The following is a 26306-nucleotide window of genomic DNA, read 5'->3' as shown; positions in this document are numbered from 1 at the left end:
TACGGAGTGGTGTCATCAATGCGAACGTCAATGATCTTCCCGCCGGCGACCTATTACCACATGCCGTATCTGGCCCCGTTCCTGTTGAAAGGGCATCTCCGGGCCGCTGTTTCGGTCGACTGCCGCACCGATGACGCGAACATCCGCTTCTTCCACGACATGTGGACGGGTGGCATCGACCCGGCGGGGTTGGACGCGACCGTCCCCGACCAGATCAGGCTCGGCCTGGAGTACCTCGACGCTCGTGGTTCGCAGGCATGGCAGCTGTTGCGCCTGACCTCGACCTACCAGAGCACCAAACTCGTCGCCCGCGCCTCGCGGACGCTGCGGTTCGCCGATCTCGTACTTGTCTACGACCTGCGCCGTAACGGTGTCTCCCGGCCGGTACCGCAACCCGGCGAGGGATGGCCCGAGCATGTGGACCGGTTGCGTGACACCCTGATCGGGCAGTGGATCCAGAAGGACGTGCGCGCGGGCCGCTACCGCGACGATGACGTCGTGTGTCTCAGCGTGGCCTACCTGGAACAGCTCGGCCCCGCCCTGCTCACCGCTCGCCTGATCAAGGAGCAGAAGCCAGAGACGACGGTGGTGGTCGGCGGGAACGCCGTCACCCACATCCGTCGTGAGGTGCTTGTCCACGACACCTCGTTCTGGCGGGACGTCGACTACGCCGTCGCGTTCCAGGGCGAGACGGTCCTGGCTGATCTGTTGAGCGCGCTGGTGCAGGGCAAGTCGGACATCGACCTCGATGGCGTCGGCCAACTGCGGGACGGGAAGATCACGTACCGCCGTGCCGCGCCGAGCACGGCGCCGCCGGCCGGCCCGCCGGACTTCCGTGACCTCGTTCCGCTCTACCCCACCCCGGAGCCGATCTACCCCCTGCTCACCAGCAAGGGATGCTATTGGGGCAAGTGCTCCTTCTGTACCCACCACGAGGGTTACGGCGACGGCTACTTCCGGCTCGGCGCGGACGCCCTGGACGGCGCGCTGAAGGCGATCGCCGCCGTGGACGGCTCCTACCTGTACTTCGTGGACGAGGCCATCCCGCCGCGGGAGATCAACGCTCTCTCCGGGCGCCTCGCCGCGATCGCCGCGAGCACGGCCAACGGAGCGCACGCCACAGGCGACTCCTCGCCTCCTGCCCACGAACAGGATCGGGGCGGGGACGGCGCCGACCGGGCCACGGCGGTGCGGCGGTTCCGATGGACCGCGGAAGCCCGGGTGGACAAACCCATGCTCACCGAGGCGGCGGTGCAGAGCCTTGTCGACTCGGGCTGTGTGCTGCTGGTCAACGGCATCGAGACCGGCTCGCAACGAGTCGCCGACCTGATGCGGAAGGGCATCCGTCTCACTGACGTCGAGCGCCATGCCGCGATGCTGCGGAAGGCCGGCATCCCGGTCGGCTGGATGTTCTTCATCGGTTTCCCGGGCGAGACGGAGGACGAGGCCCGCGCGACATTCGAGATGATCCGTCGGAACAGGCACAACATCTCCTATGCCTCGGTGGGCACGTTCGCCCTCGAACGGGATTCGCCGATCTGGAACGATCCCGCGCTCTACCAGATCGACCTGCTCGAGGCCGACGTCCCCTATGCCCTGGTGCAGAACTACACCCACCGGCTCGTGCCGGCCGACGCCGTTGCGGACGCCGGTGCCGACGGAGGGCCTGACGGCACCGACCCGGACCGGCAGCGGGTGGTGCTGGAGCAACGGTTGGCCGCCCTGCATGACGAGTTCGCGGACCTCGATCCCGTCTTCGAACGCGCGGTCGACCGGTCCTTCGCCCTGTTCATGGCCGTGGCGCAGCAGGATCCGAGCTGCTCCTCCGATGCCGAGAAAGCAACCGAGCCGCCCGACGACCTTGGGCAGTTCCGGTCCCCGTCCCTGGGCCGCCTGATCGCCGTCGACCTTGATTCCTGGAAGATGAGAGTGATTCCATGACCGACAAGACTTTCGGCGACCTTCCGGCCAGGTTGGTGTTGGCGCCATTCGTCATGCTCACCGGGACGCGTCGGTACGCCGAGGAGAACCCGCGGGTCTACCGCCGGCTCGACCTGTGGCGGGGCGTCAAGCACGGGGTGGCGGCGAACGAGGAGATCACCGAGCTACTGCACCGGTTCGAACACCCACAGTCGACCGCCGAGGTGGTCCTGTCTGCCGGATCGGGTGCCGACGAGATGGGGCGGACGCTCGCCACCCTCGTCCGGGTCGGCCTGCTCATCGACATATCGACCATCCGTACGCCCCGACCCTCCATCGAGCTGGAGATCACGAACCGCTGCAACGCGGACTGCATGATGTGTCCCCGCCAGGAACTCCGTCCGCTCGGGGACATGACCGAGCAGACCTTCGAACGGTTCCTGGAGTTGGCTGCCCTGGTGAAGGCGCCCGGGGTCATCCTCCAGGGCATCGGCGAGCCGTCGCTGCACCGGCAGATGGTGCCCTGGGTACGACGGATGCGAGAAGCCCTCGGCCCGGAGGACAAGTTCCCGATCGTGCTGGTGACGAACGGGTTCCGGATGGGCCCGGAACTGGTGAACGACCTGCGTGAGGCGGGACTCTCCCTGCTCAAGTGGTCGATCCACAGCCTGCGTCGCGACCGGTTCGCGAAGATCTACGGCAGGGACAAGCGGGACGCCTCGGTGGCGAACCTGGAGGCGGCCATCGAGGTCGCCCCCGATCTGGTGGCGCTGAACTTCGTCAAGATGGACATCAACCAGGACGAGGTCGAGGACTTCTACCAGTGGATCGCCGACCGGGGCCTGTCCCGGGGGCGGCTGCGCCAGATCCCCGTCCAGGGACGGGCCGGCACTCTGCCGATCATGCAGCTGACCTCCCGGCCGGGCGTCACCAGCCAGGCACACTGCCTGTTCCGCAAGCAGTCCCTCTTCGTGGCGTGGGACGGTGACCTTCTCCCGTGCAGCAACGACGTGGGAAGCAAGCACCGGTACGCGAACCTGAACACCCACGACGACCGCGCGATCCTGGACCTGTGGCGGACCGAGCTGCTCGGGCGGCCGGCCGAGTTCGGCATCTGCGAAGGCTGTGACCACGGAAGCCGGGGCAACCTGCCCACCGACTGGCACGCCCTGGCCAGTCAGGCCAGCCTGGAACCGGCGTGACCGTCACCGAGCCGCCGGGTTCGTTGAGCGACCAGGAGTGGGAGGACCTCGCTGCCGGGTGCGACATCGTCAGCCTCGACAGCGGACGGACCTCCGCTCTGATCCGACGGGGCGGCCGGGGCTGGCAGTTGCGATCCGCCGCGCCGCACCTGTTGCTGACGCGGGCCCGCCAACTCGCCGGTGCGAAGCCGTCGACTGTCCCGGACGGTCCGGCCGAGCCGCCGTCACGTCCGCAGATCGCTCGCCATCGCCTCGCCCCGGTGGACCTGTTCCTCGACGCCGCCGGCGACGGGTGGGGTCTGGGCCGGTGGGAGTCGACGGACGACCTGGTGGCGGCCTGCCGAACCGCTGCGTCCGCCGCCGTTCCGGTAGCCGCCTGCGCGGCACGGCTCGGGCAGTGGGCCGGCGCGCTCGTCGAGTTGTCCGGCGCGACCGTCCACCAGCCGGTTCTGGTGCTCGGCCGCTGGCTCGTCGTCGGACCGGTGGTCCGGACCCGTACGGACCACCGCTGGTTCTGGGCCGTGCTGGATCAGCTCGATCCGCACCTGACGGTCCGGGTGGCCCAGGACCATCGACTGGTGCAGCCACCTGACGGCGCGCCAGCCGCCGCCGTCGTGTCGGCGACGGTTGCCGCGCGGGAGATCGACCCGGATGGCGCCGACGTGCACCTGTGGGATCTGCGCACCGGCTCGCGGCAGCGGGTACGGGCGCCCCGGTCGGTTCTGCGGTGGCGGCAGTCCGGTGTCGCGGCGGACACCGAGGTCTTTCAGCCCTGGGTGGACCGGGAGGAGGTCGACGCGGCAGTTCCGCTCGCCATCGCGTTGGCCTCCGCGAGCGACCCGGTGCGACCGGTGCGTGCTGCTGCGGTCTCTCCGCTGGCGAGTCTCGCGACCGTCCGTGCCACGTTCGAGGCGGCCGAGCGGTTCGCGCTCAATCGCCGTCCCGCGCGGACCGTCACCTGCGCGCGTGACGAGCTGCCCACGGGCGAGCCGGTGGTGTTCCCGGATCCCTTCACCGACGAGCAGCTCGCGTCGCCCGGTTTCCCGTTCGAGGCTGTCGATCTTTCTCTACCCCGGCAGTGGACGCACGCGACGTCGCTCACGGACGGCCAGCTGTGCTGGGTACCGACCGATCTGGCCTGTCTGGCCCCGGCGGTCGGCGCCGGCCGACCGTGTACGGCCCGGACCAGCACGGGTACGGCGGCGCACACCAGCGGACTGCTCGCCGAGCAGAGCGGACTGCTGGAGGTCGTCGAGCGCGACCTGGTCGTCCGGCACTGGTTCACCGGCCGGGTCCGTCGCCTGGACGCCGCCGTCTGGGCTCGCGAACTCGACCAGGTCGCCCGTCAGTTCGGCCGTGAGCCGTACCTGTACATCTGTGACGATCCGCTGGTGCCGGTCTGCGTGGTGACGCTGCACGACCCGGACACCGGAGCCGCGCATGTCGCCGGCTGCGCCGCCGCACCGACGGTCGCCCAGGCCGCCACGCACGCGTTCGAGGAGGCTCTCATGCTGCACCAGCGGGGCCCGCAGGTGGATCGGCCGGCACCCCTGGCCGCGCCGCTGGCGGCAGACCCGCTGGACCAGGCGGGCGCTGCGGCGATCGAGGCCAACTTCTCCTTCGACCAGCTCCGGCGGCGGTACCGCGCGGTGAGTGTGGATCTTGATACGCCGGGTCTCCGCGCCGAGGGCATCGTGGTGCGTCGGGTGATCTCGCCGATCGCCGTCGACCTCCTCCCACCGAACGCCCCGCTGGCCGAGCGGCTGCTCGACGAGGAGCAGCGCACCGCGCTGGACGGGAGTCGACAGCTCGTCCGGCTCTTCCTGCCGGAGTGAGGAGGTCCAGGGACCATGGGTGAACCGCGCGACGCGCCTCCGCTCTCCGGCCGACCCTCACCGGCGTTGGTCTTCCACCAGCTCACGCAACTGCCCGCCACCGGGCCGCCCCTGGCCACCCTGCGGGTGCCGTGTCAGCAGCCGGGTCGTCGTGAACAGGTACGCCGTCCGGCCTCGTGCCGGTCGTTCGGCCCGGCCACCCCCGAAGTCGACGCTGCGGTCCGTGCGGTCGCCGACGTCGTCCTCAGCCGTGACCGTGACGGCCGGAAGGCGTACCCGTCCGCTGGCGGGCTCTACGCCGTCCGTGGCTACGTCGTGCAGTCGTACGCCCGGCTGGTGACCGCACCGGGCGGCAGTCACCAGCCGGTCCTCGGTGCGGTCGATCCGGAGGAGATCCGAACCGCCACCTTCGGGCAGGTCGCCGGCCAGCCCAACTGGCTGGTACTGACCGGCAGCCAGCCCGACTACCAGGAACGCTACGGGCTGCGGGGCTACCGCTACCTCCTCCTGGAAGCCGGGCACGTTGCCCAGTGCCTCATCGACGAGGCCGGTCACGCCGGACTTCGCGCGCTGCCGGTCGGAGCCTTCGACGACGAAGGGCTGGCCGCCGCCGTCGGACTGAGGGGGACCCGGCAGCTACCGCTCTACGTCGTCGCGATGGGCGCTGAAGCCGCCCGGGGATGACCCTGCTCCCGCACAACTCGGAAGGAAACTGATGCGGCCGACAATGACCCACCGATGGACCGAGCGTCCCCTGGCCAACACGTACCTCTGTCTGGCCACCGTGGGCGGGCCGGCTCTGGAACGGCTGGTCGGCGCGCCGACCGGAACCGGTCATCTGCTGGAGCATCTGCTCTTCCGACGGGTCGAGTCGGAACCGGCGGACTCGCCCCTGCGCGGCGCTCGCCTGGGCATGTTCACCTCACGGGAGACGATGCAGGTCGACGTGGTGTGCGCGCCGGAGGCGGCTGCGGGGATCGTCGCCCTGCTCGAACGCTGGTGGCTCGACTTCCAGATCACCGCCGCCCTGGTGCGTGAGGAGTTTCCGGTCATCCGTGAGGAACTCGCCGAGCGGCGCTTCGAGCTCATGCCCCAGCTGTGGCCGCTGGTGTTCGACCGTTACTCACCCGGCAGCTGGGCGGCCAACCCGATCTCGGGCCCGGTCGACGACCTCCTGGACATCAGCGTCGAGGAACTGCGGGACTGGCAGGGCGCAGCGGTCGGACTGGGTGCCCACCTGAGCGCGGTCGGCCCGCACAACCCGTGGGCCGGGGACAGCCGGTACACCGAGCCCGCGCCCACGGACGGTGTCCGGCTGCCCGACCTGCCCTGGACCTCGTACGACGCGTCCCCCGCCCCACGGAGTACGCCGGAAGCCGAGCGGGTGATCGTGTGTGCCGCCCGGGAGGTCCCGGGACGACGGTCGCCGCACGTCGCCGCCGGCTACTGCTTCAACGGTGCGCTCGATCGGGGGCTGAACGTCGAGATCCAGCAGGAACTCAAGCGCCGGCACGCCGTCCGGTCGATCGAATACCGGCAGGAGTTCCTGGCCGAACGCGGTGTGGTCGTCGCGGTCACCGAGTGCCGGGGTGACGTCGCCGCCGAGATCCTGCCGCTCCTGGAGCAGTCGTTCGACGTGCTGCGTCTGGAGACGGACGGCGTTCCGCTGGCCACCGCCGGGGCCGGCTACCTGGGGGCGTGCCTCGACGAGCCCAAGTCGTTCGCGCAGATCGATGCCCGGGCCAGCCTGCTCGCCGCCGATTCGGGAGCCGAGGCGCTGACCGCGATGCGTGATGCCCCGGCCGACGAGACCCGGGCGCTCGTGGAGAAGCACGTGGCCCCGACGGGACCGTCGATCATCGTGAAACGGCGATGACCGTATCGGAAGCTGTCAGCCGGCGCTCCGGCAGGCTGATCCTCACCTCCACCAGCTTCTCCGCACTCGGAGACGGCTTTCGGTACACTGCGCTACCGCTGATGCTGCTGGGAATCGGTGCCGGCACGGACACGCTGTCCACCGCGTACGTCGTCAACAGCATCCCCGGGGTCCTGTTCGTACTCTTCGGTGGCCTGCTCTCCGACCGTTACCCGTCGCGGCGGGTGGTCGTCGCGGTGGACGTGATTCGCGCTGCGGCGTCAGCGGCGTTCACCGTGGCGCTCGTCCTGGACGTGGTGTCCGTATGGATGGTCTACGCGCTGATCTTCGCGTTGGCCGCCGCCGAGGTCGTCTACTTCAGCGCGATGCAGGTGTTCATCGCCGACTCGCTCAACGCTGCCGACCTCGGCGTGGTCAACGGTCGACTCGCGTCGATCACGACGACCGCCAACAGCCTCGCGGGGCCCGGCGCCGGTGCCTTTCTCTACGGGGTGAGCCCGGCCCTGCCGTTCCTGGTGGACGCCGTCTCGTTCGTCGCATCGGGGCTGTGCAACGCGAGAGTGCCTCGTCGGCGGGAAGCGCCGCGCGCCTCGTCGACGGCACCGTCGGGACAGGGCCCGCCGGCCGTGACCTCCGCACCTCCCGGTGCGATGAAGAACCTTGCCGCCGGATTCGAGGTGACCTTCGCCGACGTCACGCTCCGCTGGTTGTTCGTCTGGGCTTTCGTCCGGGGAGTCGCGGCAGCGGCCGTTCTCGCGGTACTCGCTGTCTTCGTGGTCACCGTACGGGGGATGCCGGTCGCCTCGTACGGCTACGCGCTCGCCGTCGGCGCTGTCGGCGGTATCGCGGGTGGCTGGCTCGTCTCCCGGTACGGCGACCGGGTCGACGTCTGGACGAGCACCTGGGTGGCGAACATCGTCTTCGGCGCGAGCTTCATGGCCATGCCCCTCGCCCACGGGGTGCCGGCGATCGGCGCGTTGCTCGCGGTCAACCTCGCTGCGGCGGTCTGGACCGCCGTCGTGGCGGCGACCTATCGCCAACGCGTGGTCGAACGGTCCCATCTCGGCCGCGTGAGCAGCGTCCTGCGGCTCGGCGTGGGAATCGCCTCGATCATCGGCGCGGGTGCCGCAGGGCTGATCGGTGACGCGATACCGCTCGACGGTCTCTTCTTCGGGCTGGGCCTGCTGGTGGTTCTCGTGTGCGGGTCGGCGGTCCGAAGGCCCAGGCGCCACGATCTGCCACCAGGCGGCGTACCCGTCGACTCGGAGAGTTCCCCGGCCGGAGAGCGGCACACGTCAGAGGCTGATCCCGGGATGAAAGCCCTCGACAGGTAGCGGGGCCATCGGGAGCGGCCCAGGGCAGGACCGCGTGGTGTCCGCCAGGAGTCGTGCGTTGACCTGGACAAACCCGACTGTTTCGCCGGTTTCTCCGGGGGTAGGGCGAAGGGGCCTGCCCACCGCGCTCCACGGAGGAACTCGTAGATGGATCCCCGCAAGCCTGCCAAGGCCGTCAAGCATGCCGTCGAGACCGCCGCCGGGAAGGTGACCGACGCCCTCACTCCCGACGTTCCCGGCGCGCCGGGTAGCGCACCGCCGACCGTCGAAGAACCGACGACGCCCCGCGACCCGCTGCCGCCGAAATCGGAGCAGGGCACGCCGGACACCCGTACGCCGACCGGGGCGACGACCGGCGTGCCCCCGATCGCGAAGGGCCAACAGGGCGCCCACCTCACCACCGCTCAGGGCGCGCGGCTGCGTGACACGGACCATTCGCTCAAGGCCGGTCCGCGTGGTCCGGTCCTGCTCCAGGACCACCACCTGCGCGAGAAGATCACCCACTTCGACCACGAGCGCATCCCCGAGCGCGTCGTGCACGCGCGGGGGGCCGGGGCGCACGGCGTGTTCACCGGGTACGGCAGCGCCGAAGGAGTCACGAAGGCCGGCTTCCTCGCCAAGGGGAAGGAGACTTCCGTCTTCGTCCGGTTCTCCACCGTCCTCGGCTCGCGTGGATCGGCCGACACGGTCCGCGACACCCGGGGCTTCGCGACGAAGTTCTACACCGACGAGGGCACCTTCGACCTGGTCGCCAACAACATCCCGGTCTTCTTCATCCAGGACGCCATCAAGTTCCCCGACGTCATCCACGCCGGCAAGCCGCACCCGGACCGGGAGATCCCGCAGGCGCAGAGCGCGCACGACACCTTCTGGGACTTCGTCTCCCTGCACACCGAGGCGCAGCACCACACGATCTGGAACATGTCCGACCGGGGCATTCCGCGCTCGTACCGGATGATGGAGGGGTTCGGGGTCCACACGTTCCGCCTGGTCAATGCCGCCGGGGAGACCGCGCTGGTCAAGTTCCACTGGAAGCCCAAACTGGGCGTGCACTCCCTGACCTGGGAGGAGGCACAGCTGATCTCCGGGATCGACCCGGACTTCCACCGCCGGGACCTGTACGACGCGATCGAGGCCGGCGCGTTCCCCGAGTGGGAACTCGGCATCCAGGTCTTCCCGGACACCCCGGAGGAGATCTTCGCCGGCATCGACCTGCTCGACCCGACGAAGATCGTGCCGGAGGAACTCGCGCCGGTGCAGCCGATCGGCCGGCTGGTCCTCAACCGGACCCCGACCAACTTCTTCGCCGAGGTCGAGCAGGTCGCCTTCCACCCCGGACACCTGCCGCCGGGCATCGACGTGACCAACGACCCGCTGTTGCAGGGCCGGCTCTTCTCGTACATCGACACGCAGCTGACCCGGCTGGGCGGGCCGAACTTCCCGCAGATCCCGATCAACCGCCCGCACGCGCCGGTCAACGACATGCTACGCGACGGCTACCACCAGCAGGCCGTCCACGCCGGGGTGGCGCCGTACCGGCCGAACTCGCTCGACGGCGGCAACCCCTTCCCCGCGGGTGTCGAGCAGGGGGCGTTCGTGGACGTCCCGGTGACCGTCGCGGAGGCGCCCAAGGTACGCGCGAACCCGGTCTCCTTCGACGACCACTTCCGCCAGGCCCGGCTGTTCTGGCTGAGCATGTCGCCGGTGGAGAAGGAGCACATCATCCGCGCCTACACCTACGAGCTGGGCAAGTGCTACCACCAGGCGATCCGGGAACGCCAGCTGCAGAGCCTGGCCAACATCGACCCGGTGCTCTGCGCGGAGGTCGCCACCGGTCTCGGCCTTCCCGCGCCGCAGCCGGGCGTGCCGCTCGCCGACGTCGCGCCCAGCCCGGCGCTCTCCCAGGTCGGCCGGGAGTGGCCAGCCGACGGCCGGACGGTCGGCATCGTCGTCGACGCCACCAGCGACCTCGACGGTGTCAGCGAGGTACGCCGGGCGGTCCTCGGTGCCGGCATGGTGCCGCTGCTCATCGCCCCGCACGGCGGCACGGTGGGTTACCTGCCCGTGCAGCGGACCTTCGCCACCGGGCGTTCCGTCGAGTTCGACGTCCTCCTGCTGGCCGGGGCACCGACGCCGGCACCGGACGCGATCCCGGCGCGCGACGACAAGGCGGGCGCGGCCGACTCGGTGACCGTGGACCCACGGGTGCTCCTCCTGATCGAGGAGACCTGGCGGCACGCCAAGGCGATCGGCGCGTGGGGCGACGGGATCACCGTGCTGCGACAGGCGCGGGTCAGCGGCACCCCCGGCGTGGTGACCGGTGATTCCGGGCCCGAGGTCTTCGCCGCCGTCGGGCAGCTGATGGCCGGGCACCGGGTGTGGGACCGGTTCCCCGCGTCGGTGGCCTGAACCGGCCGTCCCTGGCGGAAGGGCGGGTCCAGCCGTCGGGGCGCGGGCCGCAGCGGGGTAGGAAGATGACGGAAAGCACCTTCAGTGAGAGGGATCACCGATGACCCTGGAACGACCGATCGCCCCGGACCCGTACGAGCTGCTGCCGACCGTGAGGTCGTTCACCCTGACCAGTGACGACGTGCCCAACGGCGAGCCGATGGACGTCGCGTACGCGCACGACAGCGTCGGTGGTGGCAACCTGTCGCCGCAGCTCGCCTGGGCCGACTTCCCGGCCGGGACGAAGAGCTTCGTGGTCACCTGCTTCGACCCGGACGCCCCCACCGGCAGCGGTTTCTGGCACTGGGTGCTGGTCAACCTGCCGGCCTCGGTGACCGAGCTGCCCCGGGGCGTGGTCGAGAGCGACCTCGGCGGGGCGTTCAGCGTCCGCAACGACTACGGCCAGCACGGGTACGGCGGGGCCGCTCCGCCCGCCGGGGACCGCCCGCACCGGTACGTCTTCGCGGTACACGCGCTGGACGTGGAGAACCTGGACGTCACGCCGGACGCCACGCCCGCCTACGTCGGGTTCAACCTGGCCTTCCACACCCTGGCCCGGGCGGTGATCCGCCCGACGTACCAGGTCAGGGTGTAGCCACCGGCGAGCGGAAGGGCCGCGTCCCCGACAACGGGCGCGGCCCTTCGTGGTGGAACCAGGTGGATCCGCCCCGGGCGGAACCGGCGGTCAGCCGGGGACGCGGGCGACGGCGAACACCGACTGGCCGAACGGCGGCCGGACGAGCTGCTCGGCGGCCTTGGTCACCGGCAGGACGGTGGTGTCGTAGACCTTGACCATCGGGCCCTCCTTCGGCATCAGCCGGAAGACCTTGGTGGCCATGAAGTAACCGATCAGGCCGAGCGCGTTGGCGTAGTGGATCCGCTCCACCCGCAGGCCGGCGCCGGTCATCGCCGCTCCGAGGGTCCGCTTGGTGTACCGGCGGACGTGGCCGGTGGCGATGTCGGCCGGGCTCATCGCGAACTGGAACGCCGGCACGATGATGATCACGGCACCACCGGGCCGGACCAGGTCCCGCATGCTGCGAAGCGCGTCGACGTCCTCCTCGATGTGCTCGAGGACGTTGTACGAGACCGCCGCGCTGTACTCGCCGCCGATCTCGTCGTGCGGCAGGAGCATCTGCCGTACCTCGATGGCGGGGTGGTCGGCCAGGCGCTCCTTCAGCGCGACGAGCCGGTCCGGATCCGCCTCGGTGGCGGTGAAGCGGGGCAGGTGTGGTGCCCACTCCAGCGCGTAGTCCCCGAGCCCGCTGCCGATCTCGATGGGGTTGTCGCCGAGGTACGGCAGGGCGAGCTCGACGAACCAGCGGCGGTGGTTGACGGCTGTGGCCAGGCCCTCCAGCACCTCGGACTGCACGCGCTGGTCCCCAAGGATTTCTGCCATGCGTCGATTCCCTCACCATATGACTCGACCCGCACCCGGACCCGACAGAGTCAACCACCTGCGTCGTCGGTGGGGAAATCAGGCCACCGGGGGTGACCGAATACGGTTCGATCGGGGGTGCGGGATCTTCTACCGGGCGAACCGGGCACATACTACGCCGGAACTCCGAAACGCACACCTTGCCGCCCCTGGGCTGACTACGCTCTGAATTGTCATGACTACTCCGGAGTCGGAGGTCGGTCGGGAGTGGTTCCTCCGCCCGGTGTCCTCCAGTGCGGCACGGCGGGACGATCCGGGTGGGCCGGCTGGGGGCGTGCGCCTGGCCGGGCGCCGGCTTCCGGACGCCGTGGCGGTGGCGAGCTTCGTGCTGCTGGCCTTCTGGGTGACCGTGCGATTCTGGACACACCCCGATCACGAGAGCCGGGTGAATCCCACCGACCAGGCCCAGTTCGAGTGGATGATGGCGCACGGCGCGCGAGTGGTGACCGATTTCGCCTATCCGTTCGGTTCGGACCGGATGAATGTGCCGGAGGGCGTCAACCTCATGGCAAATACGTCCGTATTGTCCGTTTCGCTACCAATGACCCCGGTCACCGTGCTGCTCGGGCCGCGAGCCGCCTTTCTGCTCTTTCTCACCGGCGCGATGATCGCCACCGGCACGGCCTGGTACCTCGTCATCTCCCGGGTGCTGATCCGGTCCCGCCTCGCGGCCTGGGTGGGGGCGACGTTCTGCGCCTTCTCCCCCGCGATGGTCTCGCACGCCAACGCCCACCCGAACATCGTCGCCCAGTACGTGGTCCCGCTGATCGTCTGGCGGACGCTGGCGCTGCGCGAACCGGGCCGGTGGACGCGCAACGGCCTGCTCCTCGGGCTCCTGATCGTCTGGCAGGCGTTCCTCAACCTGGAGATCCTGCTGATGACCGCGGTGGGGCTCGGGGTGGTGGTCGCCGTGCTGGTCGTCCGCCGGCCCGACCTGCGGCGGTACGCGCGGCCGTTCCTCGCCGGACTCGGTGTCGCCGCCGGGCTCGCGCTCGTCGTGCTGGCGTACCCGCTCTACGTCCAGCTCTTCGGCCCCGGCGCGTACGAGGGCCTCTCCCGGCTGATCCGCGGCTACCGCAGCGACGTCGCCTCCTTCTTCGCGTGGCCCGGCGAGTCGCTGGCCGGGGATCCCCGGGACACCGAGCGGCTGGCGAAGAACCCGACCGAGGAGAACGCCTTCTTCGGTTGGCCGTTGGCGGTGCTGGTGCCCGCCCTGGTCTGGTGGATGCGGGACCGCGCCGAGGTGCTCGGTCTCGCCGCCGTCGGGCTGCTGTTCGCGCTGCTCTCCCTCGGACGTGAGATCCGCTACAACGGTCGGGACACCGGTGTCCCCGCGCCCTGGGGGGCGCTGGAGAACCTGCCGATCCTGCACTCGGTGGTGCCCACCCGGTGGGCGCTCGGGCTGACCCCGGTCGTCGGCCTGCTCCTGGCGTACGGCGTCGCCCGTGTCGACGAGCTGGTCCGCCGTCATCCCACCGCCCGGCGGCAGATCCGGTTCGGCGCGGTCACCGTGCTGGCGATGGCGCTGCTGCCGTTGCTGCCCACCCCGCTGCCGACGGCCCGGCTGGATCCGGTGCCCGAGTTCGTCACCTCCGGCGCGTGGCGCCCGTACCTGACCGGCGGGCGGAGCCTGGTCGCCCTGCCGCTGCCCGACACCGACTACGCCGACCCGCTGCGCTGGTCCGCGGTGACCGGCCTGGAGATGCCGATCGCCCGGGGCTACTTCCTCGGCCCGGACCGGCGGCCGGACGCACCCGAGGGGCGGATCGCCCTGTTCGGGGCCACACCCCGCCCGACCAGCAGCTTCTTCGCCACCATCCGACGCACCGGTGCGGTGCCGCCGATCACCCCGCAGGACCGGGTGGCGGCCGTCGACGACCTGCGGTACTGGCGGGCCGGCGCGGTGGTGCTCGCCTCCCACCGGCACGAGGACGCACTCCGGCGCGGGATGACCGAACTCAGCGGCGTCGAGCCGGTCCGCGCCGGCGGGGTGTGGCTCTGGGACGTCCGCCCGCTGGTCGACTGACCGACCGGCGTCCCCCGGCGGACACCGGCCCGGTGGACCGGTCAGGGGCGGACGGTCAGGGGCGGACGCAGCAGCCCTGGCAGTACTTCGGCTTCGGCAGGGTGAACGCCAGGCAGCAGGTGCGGCGCTGGACGGTGGGCTGACCGGACGCTCCGGGCACCAGGTCGACCAGGTCCCGGACGCCGAGCGCGCCGAGCACGGTGTCGACCGACTCCACCGCCGAGCCGGGCAGCGCGTCGGCGGCGCGCAGGATCCCGTGGGCGACGCCGGAGGCGACCGAGCCGAGCAGCGTACGGGCACCGATGCGGACCTCGGCCTGGATCGCCCTGAGCAGCGGGTCGAGGTGGGCGTCGAGCAGCGACGCCCGGAGCAGCCCGAGCAGTTCGGCTTCGTCGGCGACCACCCGCACCTCGGGCGGAGCGGCCAGGGCCAGCGGATCGGTCGGCAGCACCGCGACGGTCGTCGACCGCCGCAGCCCGAGCGTGACCAGGGGGCGGTGGTCCTCGAAGTGGAGCAGCACGTCGGCCGGGTCGAGCAGGGGAACCCGGCGCGCGGACGCCCAGCCGAGCACCGCCGGCAGCGCCGCCCAGTAGCTGTACGACTTCCAAGCCAGGGCGGCGCAGGCGTGCGGCGTGCCGCCCCAGCGGTGGGCGGCGGCGGTCAGGAGCGCGGGCAGGTGGGTGCCGTCCACCAGGGTGGTGGCCGGGGACCAGCCGTACTCGTCGTCCACCAGCAGGCCGGGAGCGAGCCCGGGGAGGTCGTCGGTGCCGAACATCGCCCGCAGCGTCGTGGTGACCGGCGCGAGCGGCGCGACGATGGCACGGGGTGGGATCACCGCTGTCACTGTCGCGCCTCCCTCGTCCTGGCCTGCCGCATGAGCTAAGGCTAACCTAACTTTCGCCGCAGGGGGAGTGGTGGACGCACTGTCCGTGTGCAATCGGTGGTGCCCGGCTGATACCCGGGGGTGTCAGCCGGAAACCCGCGCGACAAGGAGGGCATACCGGGCACGCTGAGAACGGTTCGGCGGGTGTTGTCAAGGTGAGAGTCGGCAACGTGCCACTTCTGTGCGAAACCCGTCGGTCAAACGTGAAACTGATACTCCCGGCCATGAGGAAGCTGATGACGACCTCGCCCCTCGAACGGGCCGCCGACTCGTTCGCAGCCGAGCTCGGTCGGCACCGGAATGAGCGAGGGCTGTCCAAGAAGCAGCTCGCCACCCTGATGGGGTTCGATCCGTCGTACGTCAGCCACGTCGAGAGCCGCCGGCACCGCCCCACCGAGGACTTCGCCCGGCGCGCCGAGGCCGTCCTGGAGGCCGGCGGAGCGATCTGGCAGCGCTTCCGCGAGTACGACGACCTGCGGCACGCCCGCACCGCCCCACCGCACCGCGACCCGCCCGTCCCGGGCCAGTGGATGCCACCCGGCACGGGCCTGATCGTCGAGCACGAGTTCGCCAACCTGACCTACCGCGACGGCGTCTACCACTGCGTCGTCCGGCGCGCCCTCTACAACGCCGGCACCGAGCCGGTCACCCGCTACCTGGCCCGGGTGGCGGTCGACCGCTACCCGAACGATCCCGGCCGCTCCAACCGGCACCACCGGGACCACCCCCTCACCTTCGCCGAGCTGCAAATGCGGGCATATCGGGACGACGGGGGCGAACGGGAGCCGATGCACTGGCGGGCCAAGCACGACCGGGACGCGTTCAAGGAGTTCTGGCTCCTCTTCGAGAACGCCGACGGGCGCTTCCCGCTCTACCCCGGCGACCGGGCCACCATCGAGTACGAGTACTGCGTCGGGCAGGAGAAGTGGGGGCGCTGGTTCCAGCGCGCCGTCCGGGTGCCGACCCGGGCGCTCGACGTGCGGCTGGACCTGCCCGCCGCGCTCGAACCGCAGGTCTGGGGACTGGAGACCTCGCTCTCGGCGGAGGAGGGGCCGCTGCGCACCCCGGTGCAGCGCCACGACGAGGACGGCCGGGCGATCTTCGAGTGGGCGACGGAGAATCCGCCGCTCAACGCCCGTTACCGGCTCCAGTGGCGGTTCCGCAACCCGCCCGCCCCGGCCACGCCGAGCGGGGTGACCGCCGACCCGGCCAGCCCCCGGCCGAGCGATCGGATGCGGGCCGCCGGCATCGTCCAGCGCGGTGCCGACCTGCTCCGTCACCCCGTCCGGCAGTTCGACCTGCCCGAGGAGGGGCCGGTCGCCCGGGACGTGGTGGAACGGCTGCTCGCCGCCCTCACCGAACTCGACGAACTGCACCGGTTCAACCGGGGCATCGGACTGGCCGCGCCCCAGCTCGGGCTTAGCTGCGCGGCGGCCGTGGTACGCCCGCCGGACCGCAGCGCCGAGCCGGTGGTGCTGCTCAACCCCCGGGTGGTCGACTCCTCCCCGGACACCGACGAGCAGTACGAGGGCTGCCTCTCCTTCTTCGACCACCGGGGTCTCGTCCCCCGGTCGCTGCGGCTCGACGTGGAACACGCCCGCGTCGACGGGACCCGCCTGATCACGTCCTTCGAGTTCGGCATGGCCCGGCTGGTCGCGCACGAGATCGACCACCTGGAGGGGCGGCTCTACGTCGACCGGATGGCACCGGGCGTGCCGCTGGTGCCCGTCGAGGAGTACCGCGAGACCAGCCACGCCTGGCGCTACTGACCCGGCCGCCCGACAGGGTGCCGGGTCGCGTGCCCCAGGGGGCGGGGGCACGCGACCCGGCGTGGGGGGAGGAATGTCTAGAGGCTGCCGAAGGTGTCGTACCGGACGTGCTGCGGCGGCACCTGGTCGGCGGCGAGCGCCCGCAGGGTGGCCCGGACCATCCCGGCCGACCCGGAGACGAAGCAGTCGTGCGACGTCCACGGCCCGTAGCGGGTGACCACGTCGGAGATGTCGCCCTGCTCGCCGTCGAACTCCGGGTCCGCGCTGCACGCCGGTGTCACCGACAACCACGGGTGCACGGCGACCAGTTCCTGCAACCCGGCCAGGGCGTACAGGTCGTCGGCGTGCCGGGCGCCGTAGAAGACGTGCACCCAGCGGGTCCGGTTGTAGGTGGTCAACTCCTCGACCAGCGCTTTCACCGGGGCCAGTCCGACCCCGCCGGCCACGCAGAGGACGTCCCGCTCCGAGGAGCGGTCCAGGGTCATGCCGCCCATCGGCGCGGCGATGCGCAGCAGGTCGCCCGGCCTGACCCGGCGGACCAGGGCCCCGGAGACCCAGCCTGCGCCCGGCGTCCGGACGTGGAACTCCAGGATGTTGTCGTCGTTCGGGGCGTTCGCGACGGAGTACGTCCGCCACACCCGGGGGTGGTACCGGGGCACCTCGATGCTGACGTACTGACCCGCCCGGTACAGCAGCGGATGTTGCAGGGCCCGGACGGTCAGCACGGCGGTGTCCGGGCCGTACCGCTGGTGGGTCAGCACCTCGGCGTGCCAGAACGGAGGATTCTCGTCGGCCGCCGCGCCGGCCTGCATCTTCTCCGTGATCGCCGCGTACGCGTCCCGCCATGCCTGGTCGTACTCCAGGTTCCAGCCGTCCCCGCCGGCGGTGCGCAGCGCGTCCAGCAGGGCGACCCCCATGGTGGCGTAGTTGTCGGCGGTGACGTGGTACTTCCGGTGGTCCCGGCCGAGGGCACGCAGGTACTCGTCGAAGCTCTCCGGATCGCCGACGGCCTGGATGGCGGCGACGATCGCGTCGAGGATGCGGTCACCCTGGCCGCGCATCTGCACCGGGAAGAGCTTCCGCAGGTCGGGGTCGAGGAGGAACAGGCGGGCGTAGAAGTAGTCGCTGAGCCGCTCCCGGTCCCCCTCGACCAGGGCCCAGCTCTCCTTCAACAGCCGCGCGAAGTTCTCCATCGGCGCTCCCCTCGGCGAGACGGCGGATCGGGCAGGACCCAGCATGACCACGGAGCGTCGACGGTGGTCGCACAGAATGTGCGATCGATTCGCGCTGGTCGGTACGACCTGCGGCAGCGGTGCCGGCCGGGGCGGTGATCGGGCACAGTGGTGCGGTGACGGTTGAGCTCACCCGCCCGGTGTCCCACCGGGTCCTCGGCACCGAGACGCTGCTGGTGCTCGGGCTGTCGCTCGGGCAGTCCGCGGTCTACGCGATGGTCTCCCTGACCGCCAAGCTGACCGCCGAGGGGGGACTGTCCCGGCAGACCGCCGCGCTGAACACCTCCGCGTCACCCCGGCCGTACCTGGACCTGACGTACCAGGTGCTCGGCATCGTCTTCGCGCTGGTTCCGGTGCTGCTCGCCGTACACCTGCTCAACCGGGAGCCGGGCGACGCCGGACGGACCCTCGGTCTCGACGCCCGACAACCCGGCCTCGACGTGGCCCGAGGCGCCGGCCTGGCGGCGCTGATCGGCCTGCCCGGCCTGGCGCTGTTCTGGGCCGCCGCGCAGCTCGGGCTCAACGCCACGCTCGTGCCGGCGGCGCTGCCCGAGCTGTGGTGGACGGTGCCGGTGCTGATCCTCGCCGCCGTGCAGAACGCCGTGCTGGAGGAGGTGATCGTGGTCGGCTACCTGACCACCCGGTTACGGCAGCTCCAGTGGCGGCTCGGCGCGGTGATCGCCACCAGTGCGCTGATCCGCGGTTCCTACCACCTCTACCAGGGCTTCGGTGCGTTCGTCGGGAACGCGGTGATGGGCGTGATCTTCAGCCTCTTCTTCCTGCGGACCCGCCGCGTGATGCCGCTGGTCGTGGCGCACACGCTGCTCGACGTCGTGGCGTTCGTCGGCTACTCCCTGCTGCCCAGGGAGTGGTTCGACTGGCTCTGAGGCCAGCGGAACCCCGGCTGGCGGTAGGCCGTGACCGCCCGGGCGGCCAGCCGCTCGACGGCAGCCGAGTTCCCGGCCGCCGTGGCGAGCACCGCCGCGCCGGGCAGTAGCCGCGACGCCAGCCGCAGCGCCAACCAGCCGGCCGCCTGTGCGGTGAGCGGAGCGGCCAGCCGCCACGCGGCTTCGGCCACCCGACCCCACGGCGGCTCGCCGTCGCCGGTCTGCGCGCGAGCGGCGGCGAGAGCCGTCCGGGCGCTCTCCGCGTCCGGGTGGACCCGGGTCAGCACCAGCAGTTCGACCGCCCGCTCCGGGTCGACCGGATCGCGGCCGTGCGCCGCCGCCAGGTGCAGCACCAGGCCGGACTGCGTCCAGAGCACCGCCGCCAGCTCGGCCAGGGGAGCGAAGAGACCGGCCACCGCGGCGGTCGCCCCACCCCACCCCGCCGTGCGGACGAACCGCCGGGTGGCGAGCCGGGCCAGGCCCGCAGAACCGATCTTCGGGTACGCCTCACGCAGCGCGGCCGCCCAGGCGGCGGCCTGCGGCCCGATCCGCTCCACCGCCGCCAGGGCCAGCAGCTCCGGGGCGAAGGCCGGATGCGCCAGAATCCGCTCCAGATCGACGGTACGGCCGGTCGACGGTGTGCCGGACACGTCGGAAGCCGGTGGCTCCGGCTTCGCCTCTGCCGTGGCGGCCCGGTCCGCCGGCTCCGGTGCCGTCTCCTCGGCTGCCGTCTCCTCGGCGGCCTCCGCCTTTTTCGTGTTCCGCCGCGGGCTGGTGGTCTGCTTCGCGGGCGCCTTCCGGGCGGCGACCTTCTTCGGGGCGGTCTTTCGCGGAGTGCCAACGGCTTCCTCCGCAGCGCCTGCGGTGTGTTTCACGTCACCTTCAGTGGGCTCGGCCGGGGGAGCGGGTGCCGCCTGCTCCGGCACCGCGCCCGCGCGCCGGCCAGTCCCGACGACCTTCTGGCGTGGCGCCCGGCGGGGAGGCGTGGTCGTCTCCTGGTCGACGGCTGGACCGCCCGTGTCCGGAGGCTGGAACAGCACCGTGGGAGCTGCCGCCTTCCGCCGTGACCGCCCCCGGGGTGGCTCCTCCGGCTGGTCCGCCCCCGGGAGGGGCTCGGCCGGGCTGGGAGGCGCGGTGAAGGTCGGTTGGGGAGAACGGCCGCGACGTGTCGCTGCACGTGGCTCGCGGCGAGGCGGATCGCTCGGCGGCTGCTCCTGCATATCGACGAAGCGTAGTCCCGATGGCAGCGGCGCGCAGCGTGAAAACGCTGGTCAGCGGCGAGGGATGGAAGGTCGACGCGGCGGGAGGGGGAAGTCGCTTTGCTCCCTGCCGGGGCGGGGCTGTATTCTCGGGCGGCGGTGGTCTGCTGGGCCACCGGGGAGACTTCGCCTAGTCTGGTCTATGGCGCCGCACTGCTAATGCGGTTGGGGTCTTAAAGCCCCTCCCGGGTTCGAATCCCGGAGTCTCCGCGCGAAGGCCGGGTGTGTAGACTGGCCGAGCACCAGCGCCCGTAGCTCAACGGATAGAGCATCTGACTACGGATCAGAAGGTTAGGGGTTCGAGTCCCTTCGGGCGCGCAAGATCACAAGGGGCCTGACCTGCGGAAACGCGGATCAAGCCCCTTCGCTTTTCCGTCCCTTGTGGACGTTTGGGTGCTCGGTGGGTGCTCGTGCGACGAGCATCCCCTGCGTCCGTGCTGTCCGGTTCAGGTCCGGCCCTGTCCAGGTCTTGGATGGTCGTCTACCTCCTGATGCTCGATCATGACGCGTGCAGCCGTCCGATGGTCTGGACCTGCGACCAGGCGATCACTTGCCGTTCCGTTGCCTGACTTGCCGGTGTTTTCGGTGGCGGAAGCCGGAGTTGCCGTGGCGGCCAGTAGCCCTCCTCCGCACGGTCAGTCCCGTGGCGCCTCTCCTGGAAGGCGACGGTTGACGTGCGGCGACCCGACCTTAACCGATCGCAGCGATTCCAGTCAGCCAGCGCACCACCGTTCAGAGGCCTGTTGGTTGAGACCTTCGAGGGACCTGATGGGGTCATGTCGAAAATCGGTGTCGAGGGTGTTCGACATGCGTCTGGTTGCGTCTACTGGTTCCTGGCATCGCGGATGCCGGACCGGTTCGGGGCGGCGGAGGTTGATGGCCGGTGCGACGGCGGCCGCTCCGCAACCTCTCCCGAACCCGCCTGCAGGTCGACTTTGGCTGGCGGCGGCAACCAACCACATGGTCAGGATGTGATCACATGACTACCGTAAGTGGCAGCGCTGTGCGAGATCCCATGGCGCTGCGGACGGCGATGGTGGCGGAGCTGAGCGAGGACACGATCAGGTCGGAGGCGGTGGCTGCCGCGTTCTCGGTCGTACCGCGTCACCTGTTCGCCCCTGGCGAGTCTCTGGATGTGGTGTACGACTCGAACACCCCGTTGGTGACGAAGACCGGTCCGGACGGTACGGCGCTCAGCTCGGTGTCGGCGGCGCACATCCAGGCGGTGATGCTGGAGCAGGCCGAGATCGAGCCGGGGATGCGGGTTCTGGAGATCGGTTCGGGTGGGTACAACGCGGCGCTGATCGCGGAGCTGGTCGGTCCGCAGGGTGCGGTGACGTCGGTGGACATCGACCCGGAGATCGTCGCTCGGGCCCGCGCCTGCTTGCAGACCGCCGGCTACGACCGGGTGCGGGTCGTGCAGGCCGACGCCGAATACGGTGTACCGGAGCAGGCACCGTACGACCGGATCATCGTCACGGTCGGAGCGTGGGACATCCCACCGGCTTGGATCGCCCAGCTCTCCGAACACGGCCGGATCGTGGTGCCACTGCGGTTTGCCGGCCTGTCCCGCTGCGTCGCCTTCGACCTGGCCGGAGGGCGCCTCGTCAGTCACAGCTACTGCCTTGGCGGGTTCGTGCCGATGCAGGGCGCGGGCACGTACTCCGAGACGCTGGTGCCGGTCAACGGCGAGGCGACGCTGCGCATGGACGGGCCGGATCCGGGCTTCGACGTGCCGGCCCTGCGTAAGGCGGTCCATGCACCGAGGATCGAGCGGTGGTCCGGGGCGGCGTTCGACATGCCCGACGAGCTGGAGTTGTTCGTGGTGACCAGCGCGTCCCACGTTCCGTTCCTGTACGCGAGCCAGCAGTTGGTGGACCAGGGTGTGTTCAGCCCGGCGGTGACCCACGGCACGGCCGCCGTGGTCGAGGGCGGCAGTTTCGCCTATCGGACGAAACGCGAGAACGAGGGCCTCGGCGGATGGGAGAGCGGTGTCTACGCCTACGGCCCGCAGGCCGAGGCGGTCGCTGACAGGTATGTCGGGCTGTTGCGCCGCTGGGCGGCCGACTTCCGCCGTCGCGGGGCCGCGCGGATCGAGTACCTGCCCACCAGCGCAGGCGTGCCGGACGGCTGGTCCGTGCCAAAGCGCCACGGCGCCGTCGCGGTGTCCTGGCGCTGACAGCCACCGGCGTCCCAGCCGGGCCGCCGGATGCTCTCTGAACACCGCGACGGCAGGCCTCGTCGCGCGGCGTTCCAGCTTTCTGCCGGTGGAGAACCGTCCGCTAACCGAAGCGTAGTTGTGGCACGTCGTAGAGGTCGGGGTTCGGTAGCCGGTGCATATGCGGTGAGGTGATCTCGATGATGAGCATCTCGGTGAGGAACTGCACGGTGGCGTCGAGCAGGTGGCTGGTGTGTGCGGTGGCGCTGTGTTCCTTCAGGCCGACGGTGATGTGGATGTGGGGTTTGATCGTCTGGGTCGTTTCGTCCCAGGCGATGGTGCCGCCGCCGAGGGCTTCGATGTTGGTGAGGTCGACGTGTGACCAGACGGGGGCTTCGGGGTTGTCGAGGCGTTGGCAGGTGCCGACGATCTTCGCGGTGGACAGGCCGGCGATGAACATGGGGATGTAGCCCTGTTTGATGCCGTGAGTGCGGCAGGCGTCGGTGAGGGCGGTGTAGAAGTCGTCGCCGTGGTCGAAGACGACGCCGATCATGCGTCCGGGGGTGAGGTCGTGGCTACGCATCCGTCGTGCTCGTCTCTGACTGGTCGTTGCTGGTAGTGGGTGTGGGCCAGGGCCAGGCGGCGGGCTCGGTGGTCCCGCCTGCGGTGGTGACCGCCGCAGCGATGTCCTGGGGTTTCGCTTCGGCGGCGAGGAGGGTCCGTAGCAGGATGCGGGCTTTGTGGGGGTGGAGCCAGCCGGCGGGGATGAGGCCGCGGCTGATGAGGTCCTGCTCGGAGCCGGGGAAGCCGTAGGTGCGGGTGAGGGTTGGTCCGGCTGGGGTGCGGGAGGCGAGGACGACCGGGATCCGGCCAGCGAGGGTGGTGAGAGTGTCGGCGAGTGGTTCAGGGACGTGGCCGACGCCGAAGCCGGCGATCACGAGGCCGTCGACGCGGGCACCGATGGCATCGAGGAGGGCGAGGTCGTCGTCGAGGGTGACGGTGTAGAGGCCGACGGTGGTCTTGGCCTGCTCGGCTGAGCTTGGGACCGGGATGGTCAGCCGGTGCGGCAGCCGGGTCAGCATCCGCGCTGTGCCTTCGAGGACGTAGCCGAGTGGGCCGGTGTCGAGGGAGCGGAAGGTGGCGCCGCTGGTCGAGTGGGTCTTGGTTACCCAGCGGGCGGCGTGGATCTCGTCGGCGAGAACGACGAGGCAGCCTTGCCCGCGGGCGGCTGGGGCGGCGGCGGTGCGGATGGCGGCGAGGATGTTGGCGGGCCCGTCGGCGCCGGCGAGGGTGGGGTTGCGCATCGCGCCGGTGACGACGATCGGTTCGGGCCGGTGGTGGAGCAGGTCGAGCAGGTAGGCGGTCTCTTCGATCGTGTCGGTTCCCTGGGTGACCACGACGCCGGCCGCGCCGTCCGCCAGTACCTGGGTGGCGGCGGTGGCGAGTTCGGTGAGGTCGGCGAAGGTGAGCGACGCGCCGGGGCGGCGGCGGAAGTCCGTTACCTCGATCTCGATCCCGGTGGCGGCCAGCCCGGGTACGGCGTCGACGAGCTGCTGGGCGGACAGGGCCGGAGTAACGGCACCGCCGTCCGTGCTGCTCATGGCGATGGTGCCACCGAGGCCGAACACCACCACCCGTGGCGCGGACGTTGTCGAGGTCGAGGACACGGAGGATCCTTCCGGCGTTTCGCTGGTGGTGCGGGGAGCCTATTACGGCAGGGAGGCGACGAAGCGGCACGCGCGGTCGACGCCGTCGAGGGAGAGCAGGCGGCTACGGGGCTGGGCGATTCCGGCCAGGCCGTACTCTCCGAGCTCGGCGCAGCGGGTGCGAAGCCAGGCCCAGTCGAGGTGGAGGTAGTCGGCGAAGGCCTGCAGGCGGCGGCAGGCGGTGTCGGCGGCGATCACGGAGTGGGTCCGCACGTGCCCGACGGCGTCGCGGTACTCGGCCAGCGTGGAGCGCTGGTCGGTGACGTCGACGTGCCAGACGCCGTCCGCCCGGATCCAGCTCGCCACGATCGCGCGCCGCTGGGTCAGGACCAGGCCGGGAAGTGAGCTGTAATCCGGCTCGTCGGTGACCGCGACGTTGATGCCGAAGGACTCCATCAACGCGACCGCCAGCAGCAGGAGGATCCGTTCCGGCTCCGTCGATGTCGAGACGGCGGCCGGGGGGACGCAGAACATTCTCGTCGCGTGCTGGGCGCTGTTCGCGAGCCGTCCGGCGGTCTCCTCCAGGTAGCGCAGCTTGTGCCCGAACAGCAGCCAGGTGCTGGCCTCCTCGCCGTGCTGTTCGCGCGTCCAGTAGGTGGGTACCTCGGTGAGCTCGGCCGAGTGGCGGCTGATGTGGTCGGCGCAGAATGCGGAGCCGAGCCACATCCGCGACACGGTGTCCAGGTCCTGCGCGATGTCGCCGCTCACGGCGGACCGGGTCAGGCGACTGTACTGCGCGGCGGCGGCCCGCGACGCTTCCAGCTGGGCGTCGTCGAGCAGCAGTGACTGGTCGAGGTTCGCCACGGCCCACAGCACCGCCGCGGTGATCGCGTCGAGCCGGTAGACGCGGGGGATGAGCAGACGGGCGTCTTCGCCGATATCAACCAGGCGCCGCGATGCTTGCCGGGAGTCCAGCGCGAACAGGCCGTCGCCGGTGGGGCTGCTGACCCGCCCGCCGACGAGGCGACGCTGCAGGGAACGCTGCCACTGCCAGCCAGCATCGGCCCGGGGGATCGTGGCGAGGATCCTTCCGTCGTCTACGGCCGGATACACCTCCACATCGATGGCCGCCCCGGGAAAGTACTGCCCACCGGGCGCGGTCAGCGTCAGGCCCTGCCCAGCTCCGCCCGCAGCCTGCTCAAGGAGGGATACCGTCGCCAGCGAGGGATCCTGATCCGGTCGACCCTTCGACGAAAGCCGCTGGCGAAGCGCCACGAGGCCCGAGCCTGGGTCGTCGCGGGCAGGCGCGATTTCTGCGGCCGCGCCCCATCGGGCTCGCCGCGCGGCCTCGTCCCGCTCCGCGTGGTGCTGCTGCTCCAGCTGGCGGTAGGCGTCGTAACCGCTGGTCAGCTGGCCACCCGCCTTCAACAGAGCGTCGCACTGCTGCCAGAAGATTCGGTCGACCACCTGCCTGCCGGCCTCGACGTTCGCCACCGTGCTGCGGGTGCTGAAGACCTGCTCCGCAACGTCCTTCTGCCGAAGACCACGGGCTTTCCGCAGGTCGCGGAGTCGTTTGCCGAGCGCCTGCTTCGTCTCTTGGAGCTGTTGCGGATCGATCATGCTCGTGGCTCCTCCGCGCTGCCGAAGATGGCTTCGTTGGCCGCTTGAGCGAGTGTGGCTTGCGTGGTGGCGGGGATCCCGATCCGGTTCCAGTGGAAGATCACGTGTTCTGCGATGACGGCGCGTAGTCCACGTGTTAGCTTGCCGGTTTCGCGTAGGCCTTGGAGGGCTGTGCCGGCGTTCTCGAACGCGGTCTGCCAGTCGTCGGTGGTGCGGGCTGTGCCGAGTTGCAGGTGGCGGACCTTGCCGGTGAAAGCTGCCCACGTGCTGGGGTCGGGGGCAGGTGGCCAGGTGAGGTGCTCGGCGCGGTGTTTGGCGACTCGTGCCCATACGTCGCCTTGTTCGTTGCGGTCCAGTCCTGCGGCGCGCATGAGTGCGGTGCACAGGATGAGTGAGCGTTCTCGCCGGTCCGTCGGGTGGCCGTGGAGGTAGGTGAGCAGGTGGCGGCTGTCGTGGTGGAACAGGGTGTGTGCGGCGTCCATCGCGTCGGGGCCGCCGAAGGCGTGGATCTCTGGTTCGTAGATGTCGCTGGTCCAGGTGACCGTCTCGATAAGCAGGCGGCGAACCGGGTCGGGGCCGTCATGCGCCGTGGCGGGTAGGTAGCGGATGCGCCAGGGTCCTTTGCGCATGAACCACCAGGAGGTGATGAGGCCAGCGGTCTCGGCGGCGGGTAGAACCCGGCCGAGGTGGGGGATTGCTTGCTGTTCGCGTTCTTGGCGGGTCTGGCCGGGGTAGGCGATGGTGATCTGTTCCCAGGGGGTTTCTTTCAACGG

The 26306-nt window shown here is 70.7% G+C and carries 20 protein-coding genes and 2 tRNA genes; 14 read left to right on the top strand and 8 right to left on the bottom strand.

Going from position 1 to position 26306, the window contains the following annotated elements:
* The first annotated feature begins 30 nt into the window (after window positions 1-30).
* The 8 genes from IGA62_RS12420 to IGA62_RS12385 all read left to right on the top strand — a co-directional run bounded on the left by IGA62_RS12420 (window position 31) and on the right by IGA62_RS12385 (window position 11210).
* Entirely contained in the window at window positions 31-1941 is a 1911-nt protein-coding gene (locus IGA62_RS12420) for a B12-binding domain-containing radical SAM protein (RefSeq protein ID WP_186500100.1), read from the top strand.
* Window positions 1938-3122 (top strand): radical SAM protein, encoded by a 1185-nt coding sequence (locus IGA62_RS12415; RefSeq protein ID WP_145821508.1) that lies wholly within the window; start codon window positions 1938-1940, stop codon window positions 3120-3122. Before IGA62_RS12420 ends, IGA62_RS12415 begins: the two co-directional genes overlap by 4 nt.
* Window positions 3119-4957 (top strand): YcaO-like family protein, encoded by a 1839-nt coding sequence (locus IGA62_RS12410; RefSeq protein ID WP_186500101.1) that lies wholly within the window; start codon window positions 3119-3121, stop codon window positions 4955-4957. The genes IGA62_RS12415 and IGA62_RS12410 overlap by 4 nt, the downstream gene beginning before the upstream one ends.
* A 15-nt stretch (window positions 4958-4972) precedes the next feature.
* A complete protein-coding gene (locus IGA62_RS12405; RefSeq protein ID WP_145821513.1) occupies window positions 4973-5641 on the top strand; it encodes a nitroreductase family protein in 669 nt (222 codons plus the stop codon).
* 31 nt (window positions 5642-5672) lie between these two features.
* On the top strand, window positions 5673-6833 hold the full coding sequence (locus tag IGA62_RS12400) for a peptidase M16 family protein (protein WP_190289281.1): 1161 nt from the start codon (window positions 5673-5675) through the stop codon (window positions 6831-6833).
* Window positions 6830-8167: an MFS transporter gene (locus tag IGA62_RS12395; RefSeq protein ID WP_145821517.1), complete on the top strand. Its 1338-nt coding sequence runs from the start codon at window positions 6830-6832 to the stop codon at window positions 8165-8167. Before IGA62_RS12400 ends, IGA62_RS12395 begins: the two co-directional genes overlap by 4 nt.
* Window positions 8168-8314: 147 nt before the next feature.
* A complete protein-coding gene (locus tag IGA62_RS12390) occupies window positions 8315-10576 on the top strand; it encodes a catalase (RefSeq protein WP_145821519.1) in 2262 nt (753 codons plus the stop codon).
* 100 nt (window positions 10577-10676) lie between these two features.
* A complete protein-coding gene (locus IGA62_RS12385; RefSeq protein WP_145821520.1) occupies window positions 10677-11210 on the top strand; it encodes a YbhB/YbcL family Raf kinase inhibitor-like protein in 534 nt (177 codons plus the stop codon).
* A gap of 90 nt (window positions 11211-11300) precedes the next feature.
* Here IGA62_RS12385 and IGA62_RS12380 read toward each other — a convergent pair whose 3' ends face one another.
* Window positions 11301-12014, bottom strand: coding sequence for a class I SAM-dependent methyltransferase (locus tag IGA62_RS12380; RefSeq protein ID WP_145821522.1), 714 nt, complete (start codon window positions 12012-12014; stop codon window positions 11301-11303).
* 214 nt (window positions 12015-12228) lie between these two features.
* On the opposite strand from IGA62_RS12380, the gene IGA62_RS12375 reads away from it, so the two are divergent.
* Window positions 12229-14079, top strand: coding sequence for a hypothetical protein (locus tag IGA62_RS12375; protein WP_377464694.1), 1851 nt, complete (start codon window positions 12229-12231; stop codon window positions 14077-14079).
* A 55-nt stretch (window positions 14080-14134) separates the two neighbouring features.
* Here the strand turns inward: IGA62_RS12375 and IGA62_RS12370 are convergent, their stop codons facing one another.
* Window positions 14135-14854 carry an IucA/IucC family C-terminal-domain containing protein gene (locus tag IGA62_RS12370; protein WP_145822263.1) on the bottom strand — a complete coding sequence of 240 codons (720 nt, stop codon included), beginning with the start codon at window positions 14852-14854 and terminating at the stop codon, window positions 14135-14137.
* Window positions 14855-15198: 344 nt separating this feature from the next.
* Between IGA62_RS12370 and IGA62_RS12365 the strand changes: the two genes are divergently transcribed.
* On the top strand, window positions 15199-16731 hold the full coding sequence (locus IGA62_RS12365; RefSeq protein WP_145822265.1) for a peptide deformylase: 1533 nt from the start codon (window positions 15199-15201) through the stop codon (window positions 16729-16731).
* A gap of 77 nt (window positions 16732-16808) precedes the next feature.
* Here IGA62_RS12365 and IGA62_RS12360 read toward each other — a convergent pair whose 3' ends face one another.
* Window positions 16809-17924 carry a globin domain-containing protein gene (locus tag IGA62_RS12360; RefSeq protein WP_145821524.1) on the bottom strand — a complete coding sequence of 372 codons (1116 nt, stop codon included), beginning with the start codon at window positions 17922-17924 and terminating at the stop codon, window positions 16809-16811.
* Between the two features lie 155 nt (window positions 17925-18079).
* On the opposite strand from IGA62_RS12360, the gene IGA62_RS12355 reads away from it, so the two are divergent.
* A complete protein-coding gene (locus IGA62_RS12355) occupies window positions 18080-18850 on the top strand; it encodes a CPBP family intramembrane glutamic endopeptidase (RefSeq protein WP_145821526.1) in 771 nt (256 codons plus the stop codon).
* Here the strand turns inward: IGA62_RS12355 and IGA62_RS12350 are convergent.
* On the bottom strand, window positions 18811-19725 hold the full coding sequence (locus IGA62_RS12350; protein WP_145821528.1) for a hypothetical protein: 915 nt from the start codon (window positions 19723-19725) through the stop codon (window positions 18811-18813). The two genes, IGA62_RS12355 and IGA62_RS12350, sit on opposite strands and share 40 nt — an antisense overlap.
* 503 nt (window positions 19726-20228) lie before the next feature.
* Here IGA62_RS12350 and IGA62_RS12345 point away from each other — a divergent pair.
* The 3 genes from IGA62_RS12345 (at window position 20229) to fxlM (ending at window position 22288) form a co-directional block, all read left to right on the top strand.
* Window positions 20229-20319 (top strand) — tRNA-Ser (locus IGA62_RS12345).
* A 35-nt stretch (window positions 20320-20354) separates the two neighbouring features.
* Window positions 20355-20427, top strand: a tRNA-Arg gene (locus IGA62_RS12340).
* A gap of 685 nt (window positions 20428-21112) precedes the next feature.
* Window positions 21113-22288 carry a methyltransferase, FxLD system gene (gene fxlM / locus IGA62_RS12335; RefSeq protein WP_198501228.1) on the top strand — a complete coding sequence of 392 codons (1176 nt, stop codon included), beginning with the start codon at window positions 21113-21115 and terminating at the stop codon, window positions 22286-22288.
* Window positions 22289-22391: 103 nt separating this feature from the next.
* Here fxlM and IGA62_RS12330 read toward each other — a convergent pair whose 3' ends face one another.
* From IGA62_RS12330 to IGA62_RS12315, 4 genes are read right to left on the bottom strand one after another with little or no spacing between them, the layout of a single operon-like run.
* Window positions 22392-22850, bottom strand: a complete 459-nt coding sequence (locus IGA62_RS12330; protein WP_145821532.1) for a PPC domain-containing DNA-binding protein — start codon at window positions 22848-22850, stop codon at window positions 22392-22394.
* Window positions 22843-23934, bottom strand: coding sequence for an asparaginase (locus tag IGA62_RS12325; protein ID WP_280526192.1), 1092 nt, complete (start codon window positions 23932-23934; stop codon window positions 22843-22845). The genes IGA62_RS12330 and IGA62_RS12325 overlap by 8 nt, the downstream gene beginning before the upstream one ends.
* A 42-nt stretch (window positions 23935-23976) precedes the next feature.
* Window positions 23977-25533: a helix-turn-helix domain-containing protein gene (locus tag IGA62_RS30075; RefSeq protein WP_232624989.1), complete on the bottom strand. Its 1557-nt coding sequence runs from the start codon at window positions 25531-25533 to the stop codon at window positions 23977-23979.
* The gene (locus IGA62_RS12315) at window positions 25530-26303 is read right to left on the bottom strand and encodes a thiopeptide-type bacteriocin biosynthesis protein (protein WP_145822267.1); all 774 of its coding nucleotides are present in this window, start codon (window positions 26301-26303) and stop codon (window positions 25530-25532) included. The genes IGA62_RS30075 and IGA62_RS12315 overlap by 4 nt, the downstream gene beginning before the upstream one ends.
* Between the last annotated feature and the right edge of the window lie 3 nt (window positions 26304-26306).

The organism is Micromonospora sagamiensis (assembly GCF_014680085.1).
Taxonomy (GTDB): Bacteria; Actinomycetota; Actinomycetes; order Mycobacteriales; family Micromonosporaceae; genus Micromonospora; species Micromonospora inyonensis.
Note: the sequence above shows the minus strand (reverse complement) of the source record. Positions and strands in the feature narration are given on the sequence as shown.

What these genes read in the sequence shown, in the direction of transcription:
- IGA62_RS12330 (WP_145821532.1), bottom strand. Translation starts at nt 22,850, where the DNA reads ATGCGTAGCCACGACCTCACCCCCGGACGCATGATCGGCGTCGTCTTC.
- IGA62_RS12385 (WP_145821520.1), top strand. Translation starts at nt 10,677, where the DNA reads ATGACCCTGGAACGACCGATCGCCCCGGACCCGTACGAGCTGCTGCCG.
- IGA62_RS12415 (WP_145821508.1), top strand. Translation starts at nt 1,938, where the DNA reads ATGACCGACAAGACTTTCGGCGACCTTCCGGCCAGGTTGGTGTTGGCG.
- IGA62_RS12400 (WP_190289281.1), top strand. Translation starts at nt 5,673, where the DNA reads ATGCGGCCGACAATGACCCACCGATGGACCGAGCGTCCCCTGGCCAAC.
- IGA62_RS12375 (WP_377464694.1), top strand. Translation starts at nt 12,229, where the DNA reads ATGACTACTCCGGAGTCGGAGGTCGGTCGGGAGTGGTTCCTCCGCCCG.
- IGA62_RS12420 (WP_186500100.1), top strand. Translation starts at nt 31, where the DNA reads ATGATCTTCCCGCCGGCGACCTATTACCACATGCCGTATCTGGCCCCG.
- IGA62_RS12395 (WP_145821517.1), top strand. Translation starts at nt 6,830, where the DNA reads ATGACCGTATCGGAAGCTGTCAGCCGGCGCTCCGGCAGGCTGATCCTC.
- IGA62_RS12380 (WP_145821522.1), bottom strand. Translation starts at nt 12,014, where the DNA reads ATGGCAGAAATCCTTGGGGACCAGCGCGTGCAGTCCGAGGTGCTGGAG.
- IGA62_RS12360 (WP_145821524.1), bottom strand. Translation starts at nt 17,924, where the DNA reads ATGGAGAACTTCGCGCGGCTGTTGAAGGAGAGCTGGGCCCTGGTCGAG.
- IGA62_RS12405 (WP_145821513.1), top strand. Translation starts at nt 4,973, where the DNA reads ATGGGTGAACCGCGCGACGCGCCTCCGCTCTCCGGCCGACCCTCACCG.
- IGA62_RS12390 (WP_145821519.1), top strand. Translation starts at nt 8,315, where the DNA reads ATGGATCCCCGCAAGCCTGCCAAGGCCGTCAAGCATGCCGTCGAGACC.
- IGA62_RS30075 (WP_232624989.1), bottom strand. Translation starts at nt 25,533, where the DNA reads ATGATCGATCCGCAACAGCTCCAAGAGACGAAGCAGGCGCTCGGCAAA.
- IGA62_RS12365 (WP_145822265.1), top strand. Translation starts at nt 15,199, where the DNA reads ATGACGACCTCGCCCCTCGAACGGGCCGCCGACTCGTTCGCAGCCGAG.
- IGA62_RS12370 (WP_145822263.1), bottom strand. Translation starts at nt 14,854, where the DNA reads ATGTTCGGCACCGACGACCTCCCCGGGCTCGCTCCCGGCCTGCTGGTG.